The organism is Desulfoscipio geothermicus DSM 3669, from assembly GCF_900115975.1.
GTDB classification, from domain to species: domain Bacteria; phylum Bacillota; class Desulfotomaculia; order Desulfotomaculales; family Desulfallaceae; genus Desulfoscipio; species Desulfoscipio geothermicus.
This window is the reverse complement of the sequence record NZ_FOYM01000047.1, coordinates 1-14,749: the sequence shown is the minus strand read 5'-3', so window position 1 is coordinate 14,749 and position 14,749 is coordinate 1. Positions and strand designations below refer to the sequence as shown.

At 45.7% G+C, this 14,749-nt stretch carries 19 protein-coding genes, 2 tRNA genes and 1 pseudogene; 7 read left to right on the top strand and 15 right to left on the bottom strand.

The genetic code is table 11. The features are described 5' to 3' along the window. The coding region (locus BM299_RS17845) for an IS3 family transposase (protein WP_165608426.1) at positions 1 to 221 on the top strand (221 nt) is incomplete at its 5' end. A 165-nt stretch (positions 222 to 386) separates the two neighbouring features. Continuing rightward, entirely contained in the window at positions 387 to 560 is a 174-nt protein-coding gene (locus BM299_RS20530) for a zinc ribbon domain-containing protein (protein WP_425429504.1), read from the top strand. Between the two features lie 50 nt (positions 561 to 610). Here the strand turns inward: BM299_RS20530 and BM299_RS17840 are convergent, their stop codons facing one another. From BM299_RS17840 to BM299_RS17820, 6 genes are all read right to left on the bottom strand, one after another. Then, the gene (locus BM299_RS17840; RefSeq protein ID WP_092487658.1) at positions 611 to 844 is read right to left on the bottom strand and encodes a hypothetical protein; all 234 of its coding nucleotides are present in this window, start codon (positions 842 to 844) and stop codon (positions 611 to 613) included. A gap of 55 nt (positions 845 to 899) precedes the next feature. Further along, positions 900 to 975, bottom strand: a tRNA-Lys gene (locus tag BM299_RS17835). A gap of 22 nt (positions 976 to 997) precedes the next feature. Then, positions 998 to 1,093, bottom strand: a tRNA-Cys gene (locus tag BM299_RS19580). A 107-nt stretch (positions 1,094 to 1,200) separates the two neighbouring features. Continuing rightward, positions 1,201 to 1,479 carry a 4Fe-4S binding protein gene (locus tag BM299_RS17830; RefSeq protein ID WP_245779850.1) on the bottom strand — a complete coding sequence of 93 codons (279 nt, stop codon included), beginning with the start codon at positions 1,477 to 1,479 and terminating at the stop codon, positions 1,201 to 1,203. A gap of 83 nt (positions 1,480 to 1,562) precedes the next feature. After that, on the bottom strand, positions 1,563 to 1,976 hold the full coding sequence (locus BM299_RS17825; protein WP_092487655.1) for a type II toxin-antitoxin system VapC family toxin: 414 nt from the start codon (positions 1,974 to 1,976) through the stop codon (positions 1,563 to 1,565). Beyond that, complete coding sequence (locus BM299_RS17820) at positions 1,976 to 2,245, bottom strand: AbrB/MazE/SpoVT family DNA-binding domain-containing protein (protein WP_092487653.1); 270 nt, start codon at positions 2,243 to 2,245, stop codon at positions 1,976 to 1,978. Before BM299_RS17820 ends, BM299_RS17825 begins: the two co-directional genes overlap by 1 nt. A gap of 402 nt (positions 2,246 to 2,647) precedes the next feature. Between BM299_RS17820 and BM299_RS17815 the strand changes: the two genes are divergently transcribed. From BM299_RS17815 to BM299_RS17805, 3 genes are read left to right on the top strand one after another with little or no spacing between them, the layout of a single operon-like run. After that, a complete protein-coding gene (locus tag BM299_RS17815; RefSeq protein WP_092487650.1) occupies positions 2,648 to 2,860 on the top strand; it encodes a hypothetical protein in 213 nt (70 codons plus the stop codon). A 14-nt stretch (positions 2,861 to 2,874) separates the two neighbouring features. Further along, entirely contained in the window at positions 2,875 to 3,255 is a 381-nt protein-coding gene (locus BM299_RS17810; protein WP_092487647.1) for a PadR family transcriptional regulator, read from the top strand. Then, the gene (locus BM299_RS17805; RefSeq protein ID WP_245779849.1) at positions 3,245 to 4,066 is read left to right on the top strand and encodes an extracellular solute-binding protein; all 822 of its coding nucleotides are present in this window, start codon (positions 3,245 to 3,247) and stop codon (positions 4,064 to 4,066) included. Before BM299_RS17810 ends, BM299_RS17805 begins: the two co-directional genes overlap by 11 nt. A gap of 44 nt (positions 4,067 to 4,110) precedes the next feature. Here the strand turns inward: BM299_RS17805 and BM299_RS17800 are convergent, their stop codons facing one another. The 7 genes and pseudogenes from BM299_RS17800 to BM299_RS17770 all read right to left on the bottom strand — a co-directional run bounded on the left by BM299_RS17800 (position 4,111) and on the right by BM299_RS17770 (position 10,691). Beyond that, a complete protein-coding gene (locus BM299_RS17800) occupies positions 4,111 to 4,293 on the bottom strand; it encodes an NAD-dependent epimerase/dehydratase family protein (RefSeq protein ID WP_425429503.1) in 183 nt (60 codons plus the stop codon). A 10-nt stretch (positions 4,294 to 4,303) separates the two neighbouring features. Then, positions 4,304 to 4,766: pseudogene (locus BM299_RS17795) on the bottom strand (UTP--glucose-1-phosphate uridylyltransferase); the annotation flags it as partial. A 5-nt stretch (positions 4,767 to 4,771) separates the two neighbouring features. Next, positions 4,772 to 5,197, bottom strand: a complete 426-nt coding sequence (locus BM299_RS17790; RefSeq protein ID WP_092487642.1) for a GtrA family protein — start codon at positions 5,195 to 5,197, stop codon at positions 4,772 to 4,774. After that, on the bottom strand, positions 5,190 to 6,149 hold the full coding sequence (locus tag BM299_RS17785) for a glycosyltransferase family 2 protein (protein WP_092487639.1): 960 nt from the start codon (positions 6,147 to 6,149) through the stop codon (positions 5,190 to 5,192). The genes BM299_RS17790 and BM299_RS17785 overlap by 8 nt, the downstream gene beginning before the upstream one ends. A gap of 92 nt (positions 6,150 to 6,241) precedes the next feature. After that, entirely contained in the window at positions 6,242 to 8,248 is a 2,007-nt protein-coding gene (locus BM299_RS17780) for a glycosyltransferase family 39 protein (protein ID WP_165608425.1), read from the bottom strand. A 239-nt stretch (positions 8,249 to 8,487) separates the two neighbouring features. Then, on the bottom strand, positions 8,488 to 10,017 hold the full coding sequence (locus tag BM299_RS17775) for a sensor histidine kinase (protein ID WP_092487636.1): 1,530 nt from the start codon (positions 10,015 to 10,017) through the stop codon (positions 8,488 to 8,490). Further along, positions 10,014 to 10,691: a response regulator transcription factor gene (locus tag BM299_RS17770; RefSeq protein ID WP_092487633.1), complete on the bottom strand. Its 678-nt coding sequence runs from the start codon at positions 10,689 to 10,691 to the stop codon at positions 10,014 to 10,016. The genes BM299_RS17775 and BM299_RS17770 overlap by 4 nt, the downstream gene beginning before the upstream one ends. A gap of 264 nt (positions 10,692 to 10,955) precedes the next feature. Between BM299_RS17770 and BM299_RS19575 the strand changes: the two genes are divergently transcribed. Next, positions 10,956 to 11,096 (top strand): hypothetical protein, encoded by a 141-nt coding sequence (locus BM299_RS19575; protein ID WP_165608424.1) that lies wholly within the window; start codon positions 10,956 to 10,958, stop codon positions 11,094 to 11,096. A gap of 196 nt (positions 11,097 to 11,292) precedes the next feature. Here the strand turns inward: BM299_RS19575 and BM299_RS17765 are convergent, their stop codons facing one another. Together BM299_RS17765 and BM299_RS17760 are read right to left on the bottom strand one after the other, a co-directional pair. Further along, the gene (locus BM299_RS17765; protein ID WP_092487630.1) at positions 11,293 to 11,490 is read right to left on the bottom strand and encodes a hypothetical protein; all 198 of its coding nucleotides are present in this window, start codon (positions 11,488 to 11,490) and stop codon (positions 11,293 to 11,295) included. Positions 11,491 to 11,548: 58 nt separating this feature from the next. Beyond that, positions 11,549 to 11,887, bottom strand: a complete 339-nt coding sequence (locus BM299_RS17760) for a hypothetical protein (protein ID WP_092487627.1) — start codon at positions 11,885 to 11,887, stop codon at positions 11,549 to 11,551. Between the two features lie 264 nt (positions 11,888 to 12,151). Between BM299_RS17760 and BM299_RS17755 the strand changes: the two genes are divergently transcribed. Beyond that, complete coding sequence (locus BM299_RS17755) at positions 12,152 to 14,365, top strand: heavy metal translocating P-type ATPase (RefSeq protein WP_092487624.1); 2,214 nt, start codon at positions 12,152 to 12,154, stop codon at positions 14,363 to 14,365. Positions 14,366 to 14,749: the final 384 nt, after the last annotated feature.

Sequence of the window (14,749 nt, the reverse complement as noted above, 5' to 3'; positions counted from 1 at the left end):
TGAGCCGAAAAGGAAACTGTTGGGATAATGCTGTAATGGAGAGTTTTTTTCACACCCTCAAAACGGAGTTAGTTTACCATCGGCTATATAAGACTCGTGCCCAGGCACGCCGGGACTTGTTTGAATACATAGAAGTATTCTACAACCGGGTTAGGATGCATTCTTCAATAAACTACATGAGTCCGGAAAGTTATGAAAAGCTAGGACAATGCGCTTCTTGACAATATTAACTGCGCATGGAAATAAATCCAATATTAAAAAGTTATGTTTTTAGGTGAGTCCAGGCGATCAAGACGCAACCTTAGGCAGAAACGCCGTTCCCGCCGGCAGAATCAAAAGATTAGCCAATGGCCGTTCGGGTTGCTGCTAGCCTACCTTAATACAAGCTGGCAGCCCTGGGTATCGACCTGAGCAAAATTGATGAGAGTTACACAACACAGACATGCCCTGTCTGCGGCCGGCAGCCACCGGCCAGGGTGGGACTCAATGGGTATCGGAAGTCTGCCCCTACCCACGGGCAAATAAAATCAAAGTATCGTAACCAGTCTGGGAATCAATGAGAAACCAATTTCCTTAAAATGTGCAGCAAGCAGGGTAGGAAAGCCATCCGTTAATTATGAAGTGAATTTTTTTTACAATAGGAATTACAACTAATAGACTGAAGAAACTTTCTTACGAAAATAATTCTTTCATTCATAGATTGTAGTATTTGCTGCTTTTCTGAATCATTCATTTCTTCCCAGCGTTTTCCGGAAAGGGTCTTTTCAATAATAGTTTCAATTTGCTGCTGGGAAAAACCAAGTGCCTTCATTTTTAATTTAATCTTATTAAGTTCCTCATGCACTAAACATCACTTCCATGTAATTCTAAAAAGGAGTTCCTGCAAAAGGAACTCCCTTTGGTGGGCCATTAGGGAATCGAACCCCAAACCTGACGATTAAGAGTCGCCTGCTCTACCAATTGAGCTAATGGCCCGTAGATATCTAAATACTGAATTTGGAGGGGAGAAGTCGGAATCGAACCGGACTCCCACCTGGGTTGCAGGCAGGCCAACGGGTTTGCAGCCCGCGGGGGGACCATCCCCTTTCTCCCCAAAAACATATTACCATAAAGTTATTTAATTAATCCAATAAATATTATTTATTGGATTAATTTTAATGATAAAGACCTTAAATTGTAGAATGATGATCTTACTTTTTTTTAAACAAAGAATTCCTGGATTGCTCCAAAGGGACAAATAAGACCGCGAAAGCCCCTTCTAAATATGATTGCAAGAATAATTGAAATAACAAAAAGAACCAGAGTGCCGGAGAATATTTTTTGAATAAATGTACCTGATGTAAATGCCCCATAAAAACTTTCCAGTCCTCCATAGGGACATAATGCATGAATTGAAGGCACTCCTCTTCTGCCTCCACCTAATGCCTGGTGCATATATGCTATGTAGCTTATATAAACTACAAATATTGTGGGATGCAAATTTAGCCTTTTGTATTTTGCCGCCTAATCTCCGCCTAAATTTTTTTATGCCTATAAACGATCTTACCATAAATGTTTGTATTCTATCGGTGCTTGGCCAACCATTTTACTTTAATTAATTTGTTTTCCAGTGGGTGAAATTCATTATCTGCAGTTAAAAGAATACCTTGTACCTGTATAGTTAGGGCTGCTGCGTATGAGTCTCCCAAAGACAATGGAAATTTCGCTTTAACATCACTGGCGGCGATTGCCTGCTCATTTGAAGCATCAACTAATTCAATCGGCCAGGCTTTTACATTTTCAATAAGGGTAATCGCTTCTTTTCTTCCATATCTGCGCTGAATCATATAATAAACTTCACCCAGGTTAATCCAGGACATATACAGTCTAATCTCGTTTCTTCTGGCAAGTTCTAAAATCTCGGCAACGGAGTCTGCACAAGGCTCGTCCAAAAAATACCCAAGAACAGCGTAGGCATCAAGTACATAACTTTCCATTATGATTTGGCCTCCCGGCGGGATTCCAGCATCTTTTCTTCTTTTCGATATTCCTTTATCATTTCATCGGTTGTTACAGTCTTTTCAGGATATTTCTTTTTTAGTATTCCCCGGGTATCTTTAATAGGGTCATCAAGAAGCGGTATTATAGCTATATGGCCGTCAATTTCCGTAATTCTAACGCTACACTCAGGTTTGAGTCCATACTTTTCTCGTAGTTGTTTTGGTATGACTATTTGCCCTTTGTATGACATTTTATTTATGCTCATACTAATCCACCTCCGATTTTACCTTTTTAATATTATATCCCTTTTTAAAGTCTGGTTAAACTTTTGAATCAAAAATCCACCTTGATAGCACAAAATAAAGCAGGGTATATACACATCGGTTGTGGAATACACAATCAGTACCAATGCAAGCATTAAACCAATTAACCCAATTATCCCCAGTAAACTAGGCAACAGGTTAAGGAATGATTTTTCGCAATCTTTAAGGCTTTAAATGAGAGTGGTGGTACCACCACTCAGTTTTAATTGAATTAAGTAAACTTTGTTTTAACAAAAATAAAATTACTTGCAGAGATATAATTAAACTGGTAGTATGTATATAAATAAAGTATGTGCAGTGCGCATATAGGTATGAAACTTATTTTTGCGATCGGGGGTAAAACTATGGAAAAAATGTTAATTCAATTAAATAAGGTTTCTCGGTTATCCGGTTGCATAGATATAATACGCCAGAAAGGCCTTGCACTGGTAATTCTAGATTTAGAAACCAAACAGATAATAATTATTTTTAATCCCTGTTTAATTGATACCGACACAATAATGGAAACCTTTCTCCAAGGGGGTTGCCATATTGATTATTTCTATAATGTTGCGTAAGTTAGGAGGCTGCAATGGCTACCAATAAAACTAAAAATGGCACCGGTATTACCCTGGATAAAATGATTCAACCTACATTACTATTGCTTATTTACCAGAAACCAGCACACGGTTACGAGCTTATTCAAAACTTCAAGGCTATGGATCCCACCGAAGTTGTTGAGCCTGGTACTATTTATAGGTATTTAAGGCGTATGGAAAGTGAAGGATTTATCAAGTCCAAATGGGAGACATCAGAAGCTGGGCCTGCCAGAAGACAGTACGAAATTACCATGCTGGGATTTAAGGCTTTAAAAGAAGCGGTGATCAAGCTGGAGCACCAAAAAAGGCAAATTGAAGATTTTTTAATCACCTTCAAAGAAATGGAAGAAAGGGGCAATTTTAGTGAAAACTGATATGGATGCACTTAAAATACTTCATGCCGGTGCGCTAAGAAAGCCAATTAAAGAATGTATACATATACTTTGGCAAAAATACCCTGACCTGAAAGTAGAGCTTGACTATGCAGGATCCAGGGCCTGTGCAAATGCCGTGGCACAAGGTAAAGTGGTGGATATCATTGCCCTGGCGGATTACAAAGTATTTAATGATATCCTAATTCCCAAATTCGTAGATACCTCTTTTGTATTTGCCACCGACCAAATGGTGCTGGCTTTTGATGAGTTTTCACATGGAAGCCAAGAAATCAATAATCATAATTGGATGGATATTTTATTGGGGGAAGGATACATTAAATATGCGCGCTCCGACCACCGCTTAGACCCGTGCGGATACCGCACACTGATGCTCTGGCAGTTGGCTGAGAAATATTACAACAGGCCGGGTTTATATAATCTACTGGAAAATAATTGGAGTAATCTTTATCCTAAATCTATTGATATAGCTATAGCTTTATTGCAGGGTAAGATTGATTATGGTTTTGAATACCTTTCCGTTGCTAAGCAAATGGATATGGAATATATACAGTTTCCTCCCGAAATTAACTTAAGTGACCCCCGCCTGGCGGATTATTATGCCCAGGCAATAGTAACCGTTGAAGGTAACTACCCCGGTCTGGAGATGGAAATTGTAGGCGCTCCAATAGAATTTTCCGTTGCGATACCTAAAAACTCAAATCAAAAGGAATTAGCCCAGGAATTTATTAATATCCTCACCGGACCCCAGGGCGAAGCAATATTGGATCAAAACGGCCTAATTCCCTGTTAAGGGAATGGTTTAAAATGGTTAAACAAAATGTCTTGGACAAAGAATTACTGATAAAACACTTGTTTTAAAGCCCGTTTGTCAATGATATCTGCCTGTACAAAGGGAGTGTCGCCAATGGCAGATAAGTGGCCGTTGACCAGGTTATCAAGCGCCGGCACCTCGTATCCCTTATTTCGGAGTTGCCTCACAACATGACTGCCTATGTAACTCGCCCCACCGCAAACCAAGATATTCAAACGAAGTCTGGAATTGATTATATGCGTTTATCATTTGAAGCAAACCCGGGGGTTCTGACTGAATAACATCATCCCCCAGCAGTACTGCAAAGGGCTCATCACCCACAAATTTTCTCGCGCATAATACCGCATGACCAAGCCCCAGGAGTTCCTTTTGCCTGATATACTGGACATCTGCCATAATGGAGATTTGCCTCACTGTTTGCAGCATTTCAGTCTTGCCTGTCTCTTCCAGAATTGCTTCTAAGCTCAAAGGATTTGTCAAAATGATCTTCGATGGCATGTTTGTTTCGACCCGTAACGATCAGGATATGTTCGATGCCCGAGGCAACGGCTTCTTCAACAATAAACTGAATGGAGGGTTTATCAACAATCGGAAGCATATCCTTGGGCTGGGCCTTTGTCGCGGGCAGAAACCGGGTACCAAGGCCTGCTTCAGGAATAACGGCCTTGCGAATCTTCATCGTTATCACCTCGCGTAGAAATACTTTTCATCTTTAAACACCCAAAATTTGCTGCCGATATAATTCACAACCAGGGACATTCCCGTGGCGATTGTTTTGCAGATGAACATATTTAAGCCAAAGTTATGGCTTACAACATAAAGGGAAACGGATGATACCGAGAGGGCCAGAGCGTTGACCGTAATAAATTTCAAGACTTCCGCTCTGCCTGGTACATTTTTCTTTTGAAAGGTCCAATACTTGTTAAGCAGATAACTGTTTAACATCCCACAGGAGTAAGCAACCACCTGAACCGCAAGGTAATAGTCGTGAAACCAGTGGTATAGAAGGAAAAAAACAAGATAATCAATGAGCGTATTTAACAGACCCACCAGGGAAAAGAGAACTAGTGAGCGGGCGTTTTGTTTTATCGCCATAACACTGCTATTCACAGGATTCCCCTCCTCTGCCGAAACCCTCTTTGCTGCCGATAATATAGAGCGGTCTGTTTTTGGTCTCATCGTAAATCCGGCCGATATACTCGCCGATGATCCCTAAAATGATTAAGATTATGCCGTTGAAAAATAAACTGGTTGCCATAATGGATGTCCAGCCGGGCACGGTATACGATGTAAAAAGCCTTTCAAAGATCGCAAAAAGTAAATAGAGGAAGCTCAAGGACGAAAATAAAAACCCCAGGTAGATTGCCAGTTTAAGCGGCTTGTGAGAAAAGGAGGTCATCGCATCCAGGGATAATTTAATCATTTTGCAAAGCGGGTATTTGGTCTCTCCGGCAAAGCGCTCCTCCCGAACGTATTCAACGGCCGTTTGGCGAAAACCGGCCCAACTGACCAGACCCCGTACAAACCGGTTCTTCTCTTTAATATTTTTCATAACGTTGCAGACCTTGCGATCAATCAATCTGAAATCGCCGGTATCCACCGGGATATTAACATCCGTCATGGATCTTAGTAACCTGTAAAATACTGCTGCCGTCCATTTTTTAAAGAAAGTTTCCCCTTTGCGCTTTTTTCGCGTGGCGTAAACAACCTCATAACCTTCCTTCCATTTCTCAATCATTTGCAAAATGATCTCAGGCGGGTCCTGCAGGTCCGCGTCGATGACCACAACGGCCTGCCCCAGGGCATTGTCCATGCCTGCACTGATGGCAATCTGGTGCCCAAAGTTTCTGGAGAAATTAATGAGTTTTACATTGGTGTCTTTTTGGCAAATTGCGCTGAGAATTTGAGCCGTTCTATCCGCGCTGCCGTCATTCACAAACAATAATTCGTAAGGCTTTCCTGTTGTGTCCATCACTTTCTTTAATCTTTCATAAGTGACTGAGATGACTTCTTCTTCGTTAAAAACCGGAACGACAATTGAGTAGGCCACTTCAGAGTTCATAGTCTCAACTCCTTAGCCTTTAAATAAAAGGCTTATTTTTTACATGCGCAGCTTCTGGTTATGATTAGATGAGGTTCAAATCACACCGCACGTTAGTCGTTGATTCTGTATAATGTCTCATTGTTCCCCATTCCCATGGGACCACCTTGAGGACCACCCTGGTCAGAGTTCGATTGCCACTCTTCTTTGGGAACCTCCGTGCTGTTGGTACGGATCCAATCCAGTACTTCGCTGCTGCCGCCTCCGCCTCTGCCGGAACCGGATGAAGGAATCAGGAAAAATTTCACTTCTTTGTTGGCCACCATTTGTTTCAATTTCTCCACCGTGAGAATGGGGTCGGAACCACTAAAACCGCCCATAGCCATAACGGCTTTACCGGTATCAATGATATAAGACTGGGCCGTGTGGGAATCAGTGGTGGCAAAAAGGTACGTTTCCCCCGTATTATTCTCGGTTACATATTCAAGTAATTTATCATTGATGCCAAAGTTCGGCCCGCCCCCCATACCATGTCTTTGGCCGAACCCCTGTTGTTTCGGTCCGGCCTGCGGCAGCATGCTGTTGTCACCGTACAGCAGCGGAGTAGCCGCCCAGTACAATGGCGCCACCAGCAATACCAGCATCCCGGCCATGGCAGCCATCGAAGCCAGCGTCTGTTTCTTTGCGGCCAGGAATAAGACCAGCGATAACCCGATTCCTGCGGCTCCGATCCCGATGGACCAGCCCATGCCGATTTGCTTTTGATAGGGTTGTAGCACAACCAGTTCAAAAGCTGTGGTAGCCAGCAGGCCCGCCGGCAGCAGCCACCTTTTCCAGCCTTCTCTGTCACGGTATTGGCACCAAAGCTCTACCCAGCCTGCTCCGGCCAGCGCCGCAATGGGGGGGGCGAGCATGATCAGGTAATAGTGATGGAAGAAGCCCGCTGCGCTGAAAAATGCCATCGCCGGGAGCAACCAGGCCAGCCAGAACAAGGTTTCTTTTTGTTTATCAGCGAGCGGCCTTCTGCGGCGCAGGCCTGCCAGCAAACCGACGCCGGTGAAGGCTACAAAGGGCAGCAGCCAGCTGGCTTGGCCGGATAGTTCGGACTGGAAAAGGCGCAGCGGACCTGGCTTACCGGTACCGAACATACCCCCGCCCCTTTGTCCTGGCGGTCCGTCCCCGCCGGGCATTGGGACTGGTCTGCCATTACCGTCCGGACCGAAGCCTCCCGGCCTGTTGTTCCTATCCTGCGGCATTTGCTGCAAGTGGGGCATATTGTTTCCATCCGGCGGCATTTGCTTCTGGTTGGGCGCTGCTCCGGGGCCCCTATTCATTCCCTTCAGGCGGGATATCCCGTTATAGCCGAAGGCCAGTTCCAATACGGAGTTCGTTTGACTGCTTCCGATGTAGGGCCGGTTTTCCTGTGGGATCGAATCGACGACTACCGCCCAGGACAAGGTAACGCCGACCATGATCACTGTTGCCGCCGCCAGGATGGCCAGTTTCTTTTTCCACTGGCTCTTGAAAGCAAGCAGGTAAAAAACGTAAAAAGCCGGTACGACCATGTAAGCCTGCAGCATCTTCATATTAAAGCCGACACCGATCATGGCAAAGGCTCCAAGCAGCCAAGCCAGCTTCTGATTGCGGATCCCCCGGAACAACATCCAGGTGGCCAGGAGGAGCGTAAATACCAATAAGCTGTCAATATTATTCGTCCGGCTCACCGCCACAGCGATTGGTGTACAGGCCATAATCAGGCTTGCGAATCGGGCAGCCGTTTGACCGAAAGTTGGCTTGACCAGAACATACATCAGCAAAACGGATCCGACGCCGGCCAAAGCCTGCGGGAGAATTACGCTCCATCCGTGCACCCCGAAGATATAGGCGAATACCGTCTGAACCCAAAACGCGACCGGCGGTTTATCCACCGTAACGTAGCCGGCCGGATCAAAGGAAGCGTAGAAAAAATTGTGCCAGCTCTGCAGCATACTGGTTACGGCTGCAGTGTAATAGGCGTTGGCGTACTGATCCTTCCAGATGTTGAAAATATTCAAGAAAGCGGATAGTAAAGCAATGCAAATCAGAATCGTATCGAAACGTTGACCTTGTCTCGGTCTCATCGTAATGTTACCCCTCTCATTCATCATGTTTCATGGTCATAGCGGTTGGCTTCTGGTTATTATAGACAGCCAATGTGAACATGGTGTGAACAGCCAGTGAAGTCTTTACGAAAAAATATGATAATTACCCAACCGTCTAAGAGTCCGGCATCTAACTAAAAAGCAAAAAGGGGACAGGCACCGATTCACAAAACGAATCGGAGCCAGTCCCCTTTTACCGGAGCCAGTCCCCTTTATGTTTAAGCAGCGATGTCCAGTTCAAACCAGAATTCTACTCCACCGTCTCTGTTCAACACTCCGTACCGGTTGTTATCCATCTCTTGAATAGCTCTGACAATGGATAATCCCAGTCCGGTCCCTCCGTAAGCCCTTGTCCGGGCTTTGTCCACTTTATAAAAACTCTCCCATATTTTATCTAATAATTCCGGAGAAATAGGACGACCTGAATTATAAACCGATACACGGGCTTTGTTTTGGACAGATTTAATAGATATGGTAATTATCTTTTGTTGATCGACATGATTAATGGCGTTGTTGAGGTAATTAACAATTATTTGTTCGGTACGAAACCGGTCGGCGGATACAATTAATCCTGGTTCTTCTTGCAGTGTGCAGTTAAGTTCCTTCTCTAAAAAAATTGGCTTATATTTTTCCATTACTTTTGCGACAAGCCGGGATATTTCAAAATTGCTTTTATCCAACTTAAAAGTACCAGCTTCTATCTGGGACAGATCCAGTAACTCCCCTACCAATTTACCCATCTTATTGGCTTCATCCACAATTACATCGCAATAGAAGTTCTTATTCTCTTCGTCCTCGTTCACATTTTCCTTTAATCCTTCAGCGTAACCCTGGATTAAAGAGATGGGTGTTTTTAGTTCGTGGGAGACACTGGAGATAAACTCCCTTCGCATTTCGTCAATTCTACGTTCCCGCTCAATATCTTTCAACAGCTTTTGATTCGCCTCAGTTAATTCAGAGATTGCAGCATGCAGTTGGGTGGATAACGAATTAATGCTCTCGCCCAACTGACCAACTTCATCGGTAGATTCAACCTGGTATTTTTGGCTAAAATCCAGTTTGGCCATTCTATGAGCGATCTCGTTTAATTTTAATATAGGCATGGTTAGTTTCTTGGCCAAAAAATAAATAACGATACTTCCAATAATAAAAATCAATAATCCTGTAAATAAAAAGAAACGATTCGCTATCTGCACGCTTTCACTGATGGAAGCAAAAGGGGTGCTGAGAATCAGGTAATCTCCATTGTTCAGTTTCGTTGTTAAACTAATGAAGTAAGTCTGAATTCTTGGATCTTTAGAAAGATTAATTACTACCTTACCTTCTTTAAGTTGATCCTCATTCATCTGTATAAGTTTTTTTTCAAAGCCCTGCTTCCTTTCGGGACTTGGAGGTGGAGGATTTGAATCCTGTAGATCCGTAAGTTGTGGCGGAGGGACAGTATAGAAATCTAGAGGTGGTTCTTCAGGTATCCTTCGCAAACGATATTTTGGTTTCTGATTTGAATTAAAGATAACAATATGAATCCCAGTGATTAGCTCCAATTTTTCCAGTTCCAAAGAAATCGTTTCCGGGTCTCCTTGATATATGTTATTAATATCACCGTAGATATCCAATAATTGTTTCTTTTTCTCTGAAACGTAATAGTCTTCAAGAAACTGGCTGTTCAGAAACTGTGACAAGGCTACGAACAGCATAATCAACCCGGTCATTCCCCAAAATAGTTTCTTTCTGATAGTTAACTTCATGATTTCACCTCAAATTTATACCCTAGCCCGCGAATTGTTTTAATAAAGGAGCCTTTATCACCAAGTTTTTGCCTGAGTTTTTTTATATGAGTGTCGACGGTCCTGGCGTCCCCAAAATAATCATAACCCCAGACCGCATTCAAGATCTGCTCTCGGTTTAATGCCGTGCCTTCGTTATTTACCAGGTAAAGTAACAACTCAAACTCCTTCATGCTTAAGTCCAGTGGTATTCCGTCAACAGTTACAGACCGGCCGTTTACATCTATCTCCAATCCGTCTACGGTGATGCTAAGATTTTTATGTTCCGCTACCCTTCTCAGTAAGGCTTGAACCCTTGCCACCAGTATTTTAGGGCTGAAGGGCTTGGTTACATATTCATCCGCCCCCAGTTCGAACCCGAACAATTCATCCGCTTCTTCGGACCGGGCCGTCAGCATAATGATGGGTACTTGAGATGTCTTGCGTATTTCCCTGCACACAGCCCAACCGTCATATTCCGGCATCATAACATCCAGAATAACCAGGTCTATGTGCTGGTCATAAAAAATATCCAATGCTTGTCGACCATTCTCGGCCACAAAAACATTGTGGCCTTCCTTCTTTAGAAAATCAGATACGAGTTTTGTCATTCTAGGTTCATCGTCAGCAATTAAAATATTCATTGATGTAGCCATAAGTGTATCCTCTCCAAAGTCAATTTGAAGATAAATTTCTGCGGCAGCAGCGTTTTTCCCTTTTTGGACGGTCAGCTAATAAAGCAGAAACGGGAGACGCCGTTGCTATAAATACAAATTGTCAGACATCGAGCACCTCTGGAGTGCACAAAACCCCAGGGTTGCTCGAAAAATAACTTTTTAAAAAAAAGCAGGAAAACCTGCAATAATCCGGTTATTTTGAAGCATACTATTTGAAGCATTATTAATAAAGGAGGGTTTAGTTTGTCTGAATCTGAAAGGAAATTTCACGAAGAAACAACGGTGATAACCCCGGGTAAACAAATAAAGAGCAAGCAGACAAAAATAGGTAAAAAGAAAGCAAAAACCACTGTATTTAATGACGCTGAAACTAATAATATTTGATTCGCCCTGCGGGGCGTTTTTTTCTTTTATATCATGCATAAAAGCAAAAAGCCCCGTAAAGGGGGCGATTACCTAGAAGGGGTATATGGGAAGGAGAAGTTTTTTTATATTTGTTATAATCATTTTAATATGCCTTGTTCACACATTCTGTCAAATAAACGACATTTGCAGAGAGTATTTGCTAAAATGTAACGGATTAATCGGTAAGATCATCGCCGCCATTCCGGGCCCGCTTGATAACGGCCCGAAGATGCATCTCGGCGACGTTTAACTCGTAGATGGCCGCGTCTATCATATCCGGTGTACTGGCGTTATTAAAGAAGTTTTGCGCCATTCGTAATTTGGCCAGAGCCTCTGTTAGCAAAGGGTTATCAAAATTTTTTTCTCTATACATGTTTATTTCTCCGGGGAGGGGCGGTTGCTGCCCGATTCCGCCTCGGGTGTGGTATTGTTCAGTCCTGAATAATTTCCGCCGCGCCTGATTGCTCCATAATGGCCCTGACTCTGTCAGACTCGTGTTTGGGGGTTTTTACGGCCACGATTATACCCCGCTTGCCGGGTTCAAGTCCTTTTATTCCATCGGCATAAGCGCCTGTTTCCCATAGGCCTTCACGTTCCGTTTTTACAAAGGCCAGTTCATCGGCTACTTCTTCGGGATCATCCCGGCGTTGTTTCTCAGCTTTACCAAGGTCGCTGATAATCATGTCCTTGCGGTCAAACCCGGCGTTGCGCAGGGAGTCAACAAGAAAACCCACCTGATCTTTGTTGGGTAACCTGGCTATTAAACGCATATAATGCACCTCCAAACTTAGTATGTGCAGAATATAATGCCCGTAACCGTTGGTGGTACGGGCATATTTATAATTGTTGATAGGTAGTTGAAATTATTGTTGAAAAACGTCTTTACAGAAACTTAAAACCGATATATTATAACATTCAAACAACTATTTAAATATGGATTTGGGTAATGATTTTGGTTGTCCAGCCGGGCTGCAGCATTATAAACGGGGACATGGCGAAACAGAATAAAATAACGCGTGATGGAGGTTAATGTAATGACGGAATGTAATGGACAGCATTGCTCTTGCAATCGGTTGCCAAGCGAGGGAGAACAACTGCACATTCTGCGCCTGGAGGGATTGGATTGTGCGGACTGTGCGGCCAGGCTGGAGAAAAAATTGGCCAAAATTGCCGGGGTGGAGCGGGTTGAGGTTAATTTCGGAGCTTCTCGGTTGGTTGCCCGGCATACGGTGGGTGTGGATGAGATCATCCGGGCGGTGGAGGAAGCCGGTTACGGGGCTGAACTGGCCGAGGCGGGCCAAGCCAGAGAAGAAAAACTACTGTGGCATGATCGCAAATTGATGCTCACCGTGCTTTCCGGGCTCTTTTTACTGGCGGGATTTTCAGCCGCCTTGTTAAATGCACCGGACCGGGTGGTTGTGGGGTTCTTTCTGGCAACCATGCTCTCGGGAGGTTTTTTCGTTGCTCGAAGCGCGCTTTATTCCGTCAAATCCTTGAGCCTGGATATGAATGTGCTGATGAGTGTAGCGGCCATTGGCGCCGCGGCCATCGGGGAATGGGCCGAGGGGGCTACGGTGGTGTTCCTTTTTGCCCTGGGCAACATGCTGCAGGCTTACAGCATGGATAAAACCAGGCGTTCCATCCGGGCGCTGATGGAACTTGCGCCCCGGGAGGCGCTAGTGAGACGGGGCGGCCGGGAGATTAAACTGCCGGTGGAGGTTATAGTGGTTGGCGATATTGTTATTGTCAAACCGGGTGAAAAAATAGCCGTGGACGGTAAAGTGGTTGAAGGTGTATCCATGGTCAACCAGGCGCCCATTACGGGGGAATCAATGCCGGTGGCGAAAAAACCGGGTGACGAAGTATTCGCCGGGACTATTAACGAAGAAGGCGCCCTGGAAATTGCGGTTACCAGGCAGGCCCGGGACACTACACTGGCCAGGATAGTCAACATGGTGGAGGAGGCCCAGGCGCAAAGGGCGCCGTCCCAGCAATTTGTGGATGTGTTTGCCAAATATTATACGCCGGCGGTTATTGCCATGGCAGTAGCCGTTACGGTCATACCAACCCTGGCGCTGGGGCTGCCTTTCAAACCCTGGCTGGAAAGGGCCTTGATTTTGCTGGTTATCGCCTGTCCCTGCGCCCTGGTTATTTCCACTCCCGTGTCCATCGTTTCGGCCATCGGCAGCGCCGCCCGGCGGGGTGTCTTGATCAAGGGCGGCGCGTACCTGGAGGAGGCCGGCGCATTAAAGGTGGTGGCCCTCGATAAAACCGGCACCCTGACCGAGGGGCGGCCGGAAGTGACGGATGTAATCGCAGTGGGCGGCCACGTCGAAATGGATGTGCTTGGTATTGCCGCGGCGGTGGAGAAAAGGTCCCAGCACCCGCTGGCCCTGGCTATCATCCGGTATGCCGGGCGCACGGGAGTGACCGTACCGGATAGCGTGGAATTCCAGTCCATCACAGGCAAGGGGGCCGGTGCGATAATCAACGGCCGGCCGTATTATATAGGCAACCCCGGGCTTTTTGCCGGTTTGGGGTTGGATATTGCCACGGTGCGTAATATTGTAACCGGGCTGCAAAATGAAGGCAAGACAGCCATGCTGGTGGGCTCCGGCGATGAAATTATGGGGATTATCGCTGTGGCGGACCGGGTGCGCGAAAATGGCGGCGTGACTGTACAGGGGTTGCGGGCGGCCGGTATTCAAAGGATTGTCATGCTTACCGGTGATAATACCGGCACTGCCCGGGCCATTGCCGCCGAACTGGGCCTGGACGGTTTCAAGGCTGAATTGCTGCCCGAGGACAAGCAAAGGGCGATCAAGGAATTACAGGGCCGGTACGGTAAAGTGGCCATGGTGGGCGACGGGATCAATGATGCGCCGGCTTTGGCCACGGCCAATATAGGTATTGCCATGGGGGGCGTCGGAACGGATACTGCACTGGAAACCGCGGATATAACACTAATGGCGGACGACTTGACCAAACTGCCCTATGCCATGGACCTCAGCCGGCGGGCGCTGAAGATAATCAAGCAAAATATCACCTTTGCCCTGCTGGTTAAAGCCTTGTTTATTGCAGGCACCTTCTGGGGTGTCACCAACCTCTGGATGGCGGTCTTTGCCGACACCGGAGCGGCACTACTGGTGATTGCCAACGGATTGCGCCTTATGCGGGTTGACGGGAAGGCGCAATTGAAAGGTAAAAAGGGCAGCGGGGTCGGGGAAATTCTATATGATAATGCTTAAGGGTAAAAAAGCCGGTGCCATGAACGGGGCCGGCTTTTTGTGTTCGCCCGGCATGTCTGCCGAGCCGATGGGTTGAAAGAAACCCTGTCACCTAACCAGCGGGAAGACAACCCGTAGGCAAGGGCGTCACTGGCAACGGTGGGGTCTGAAGGAAGCTGAAGGGGGAACTTGGAACATAGCGCAAGCGAACCGGCGTTGGCCTATCAGGTGGGTAACCTTGCACAAAGTGGGAAAGCCCGAAAGCTGGATAACCTGGGAGGTTAGGACGGATGCGTTCAAGTTCAGGTAAGCAGACTTAACCGGGGAAGCCCGGCACCATCCTGCCACTAAAAGCAGGTAAACTCAAACAAGCGGAGACGCAAGGGAGAGCATACGTGGTGTCGG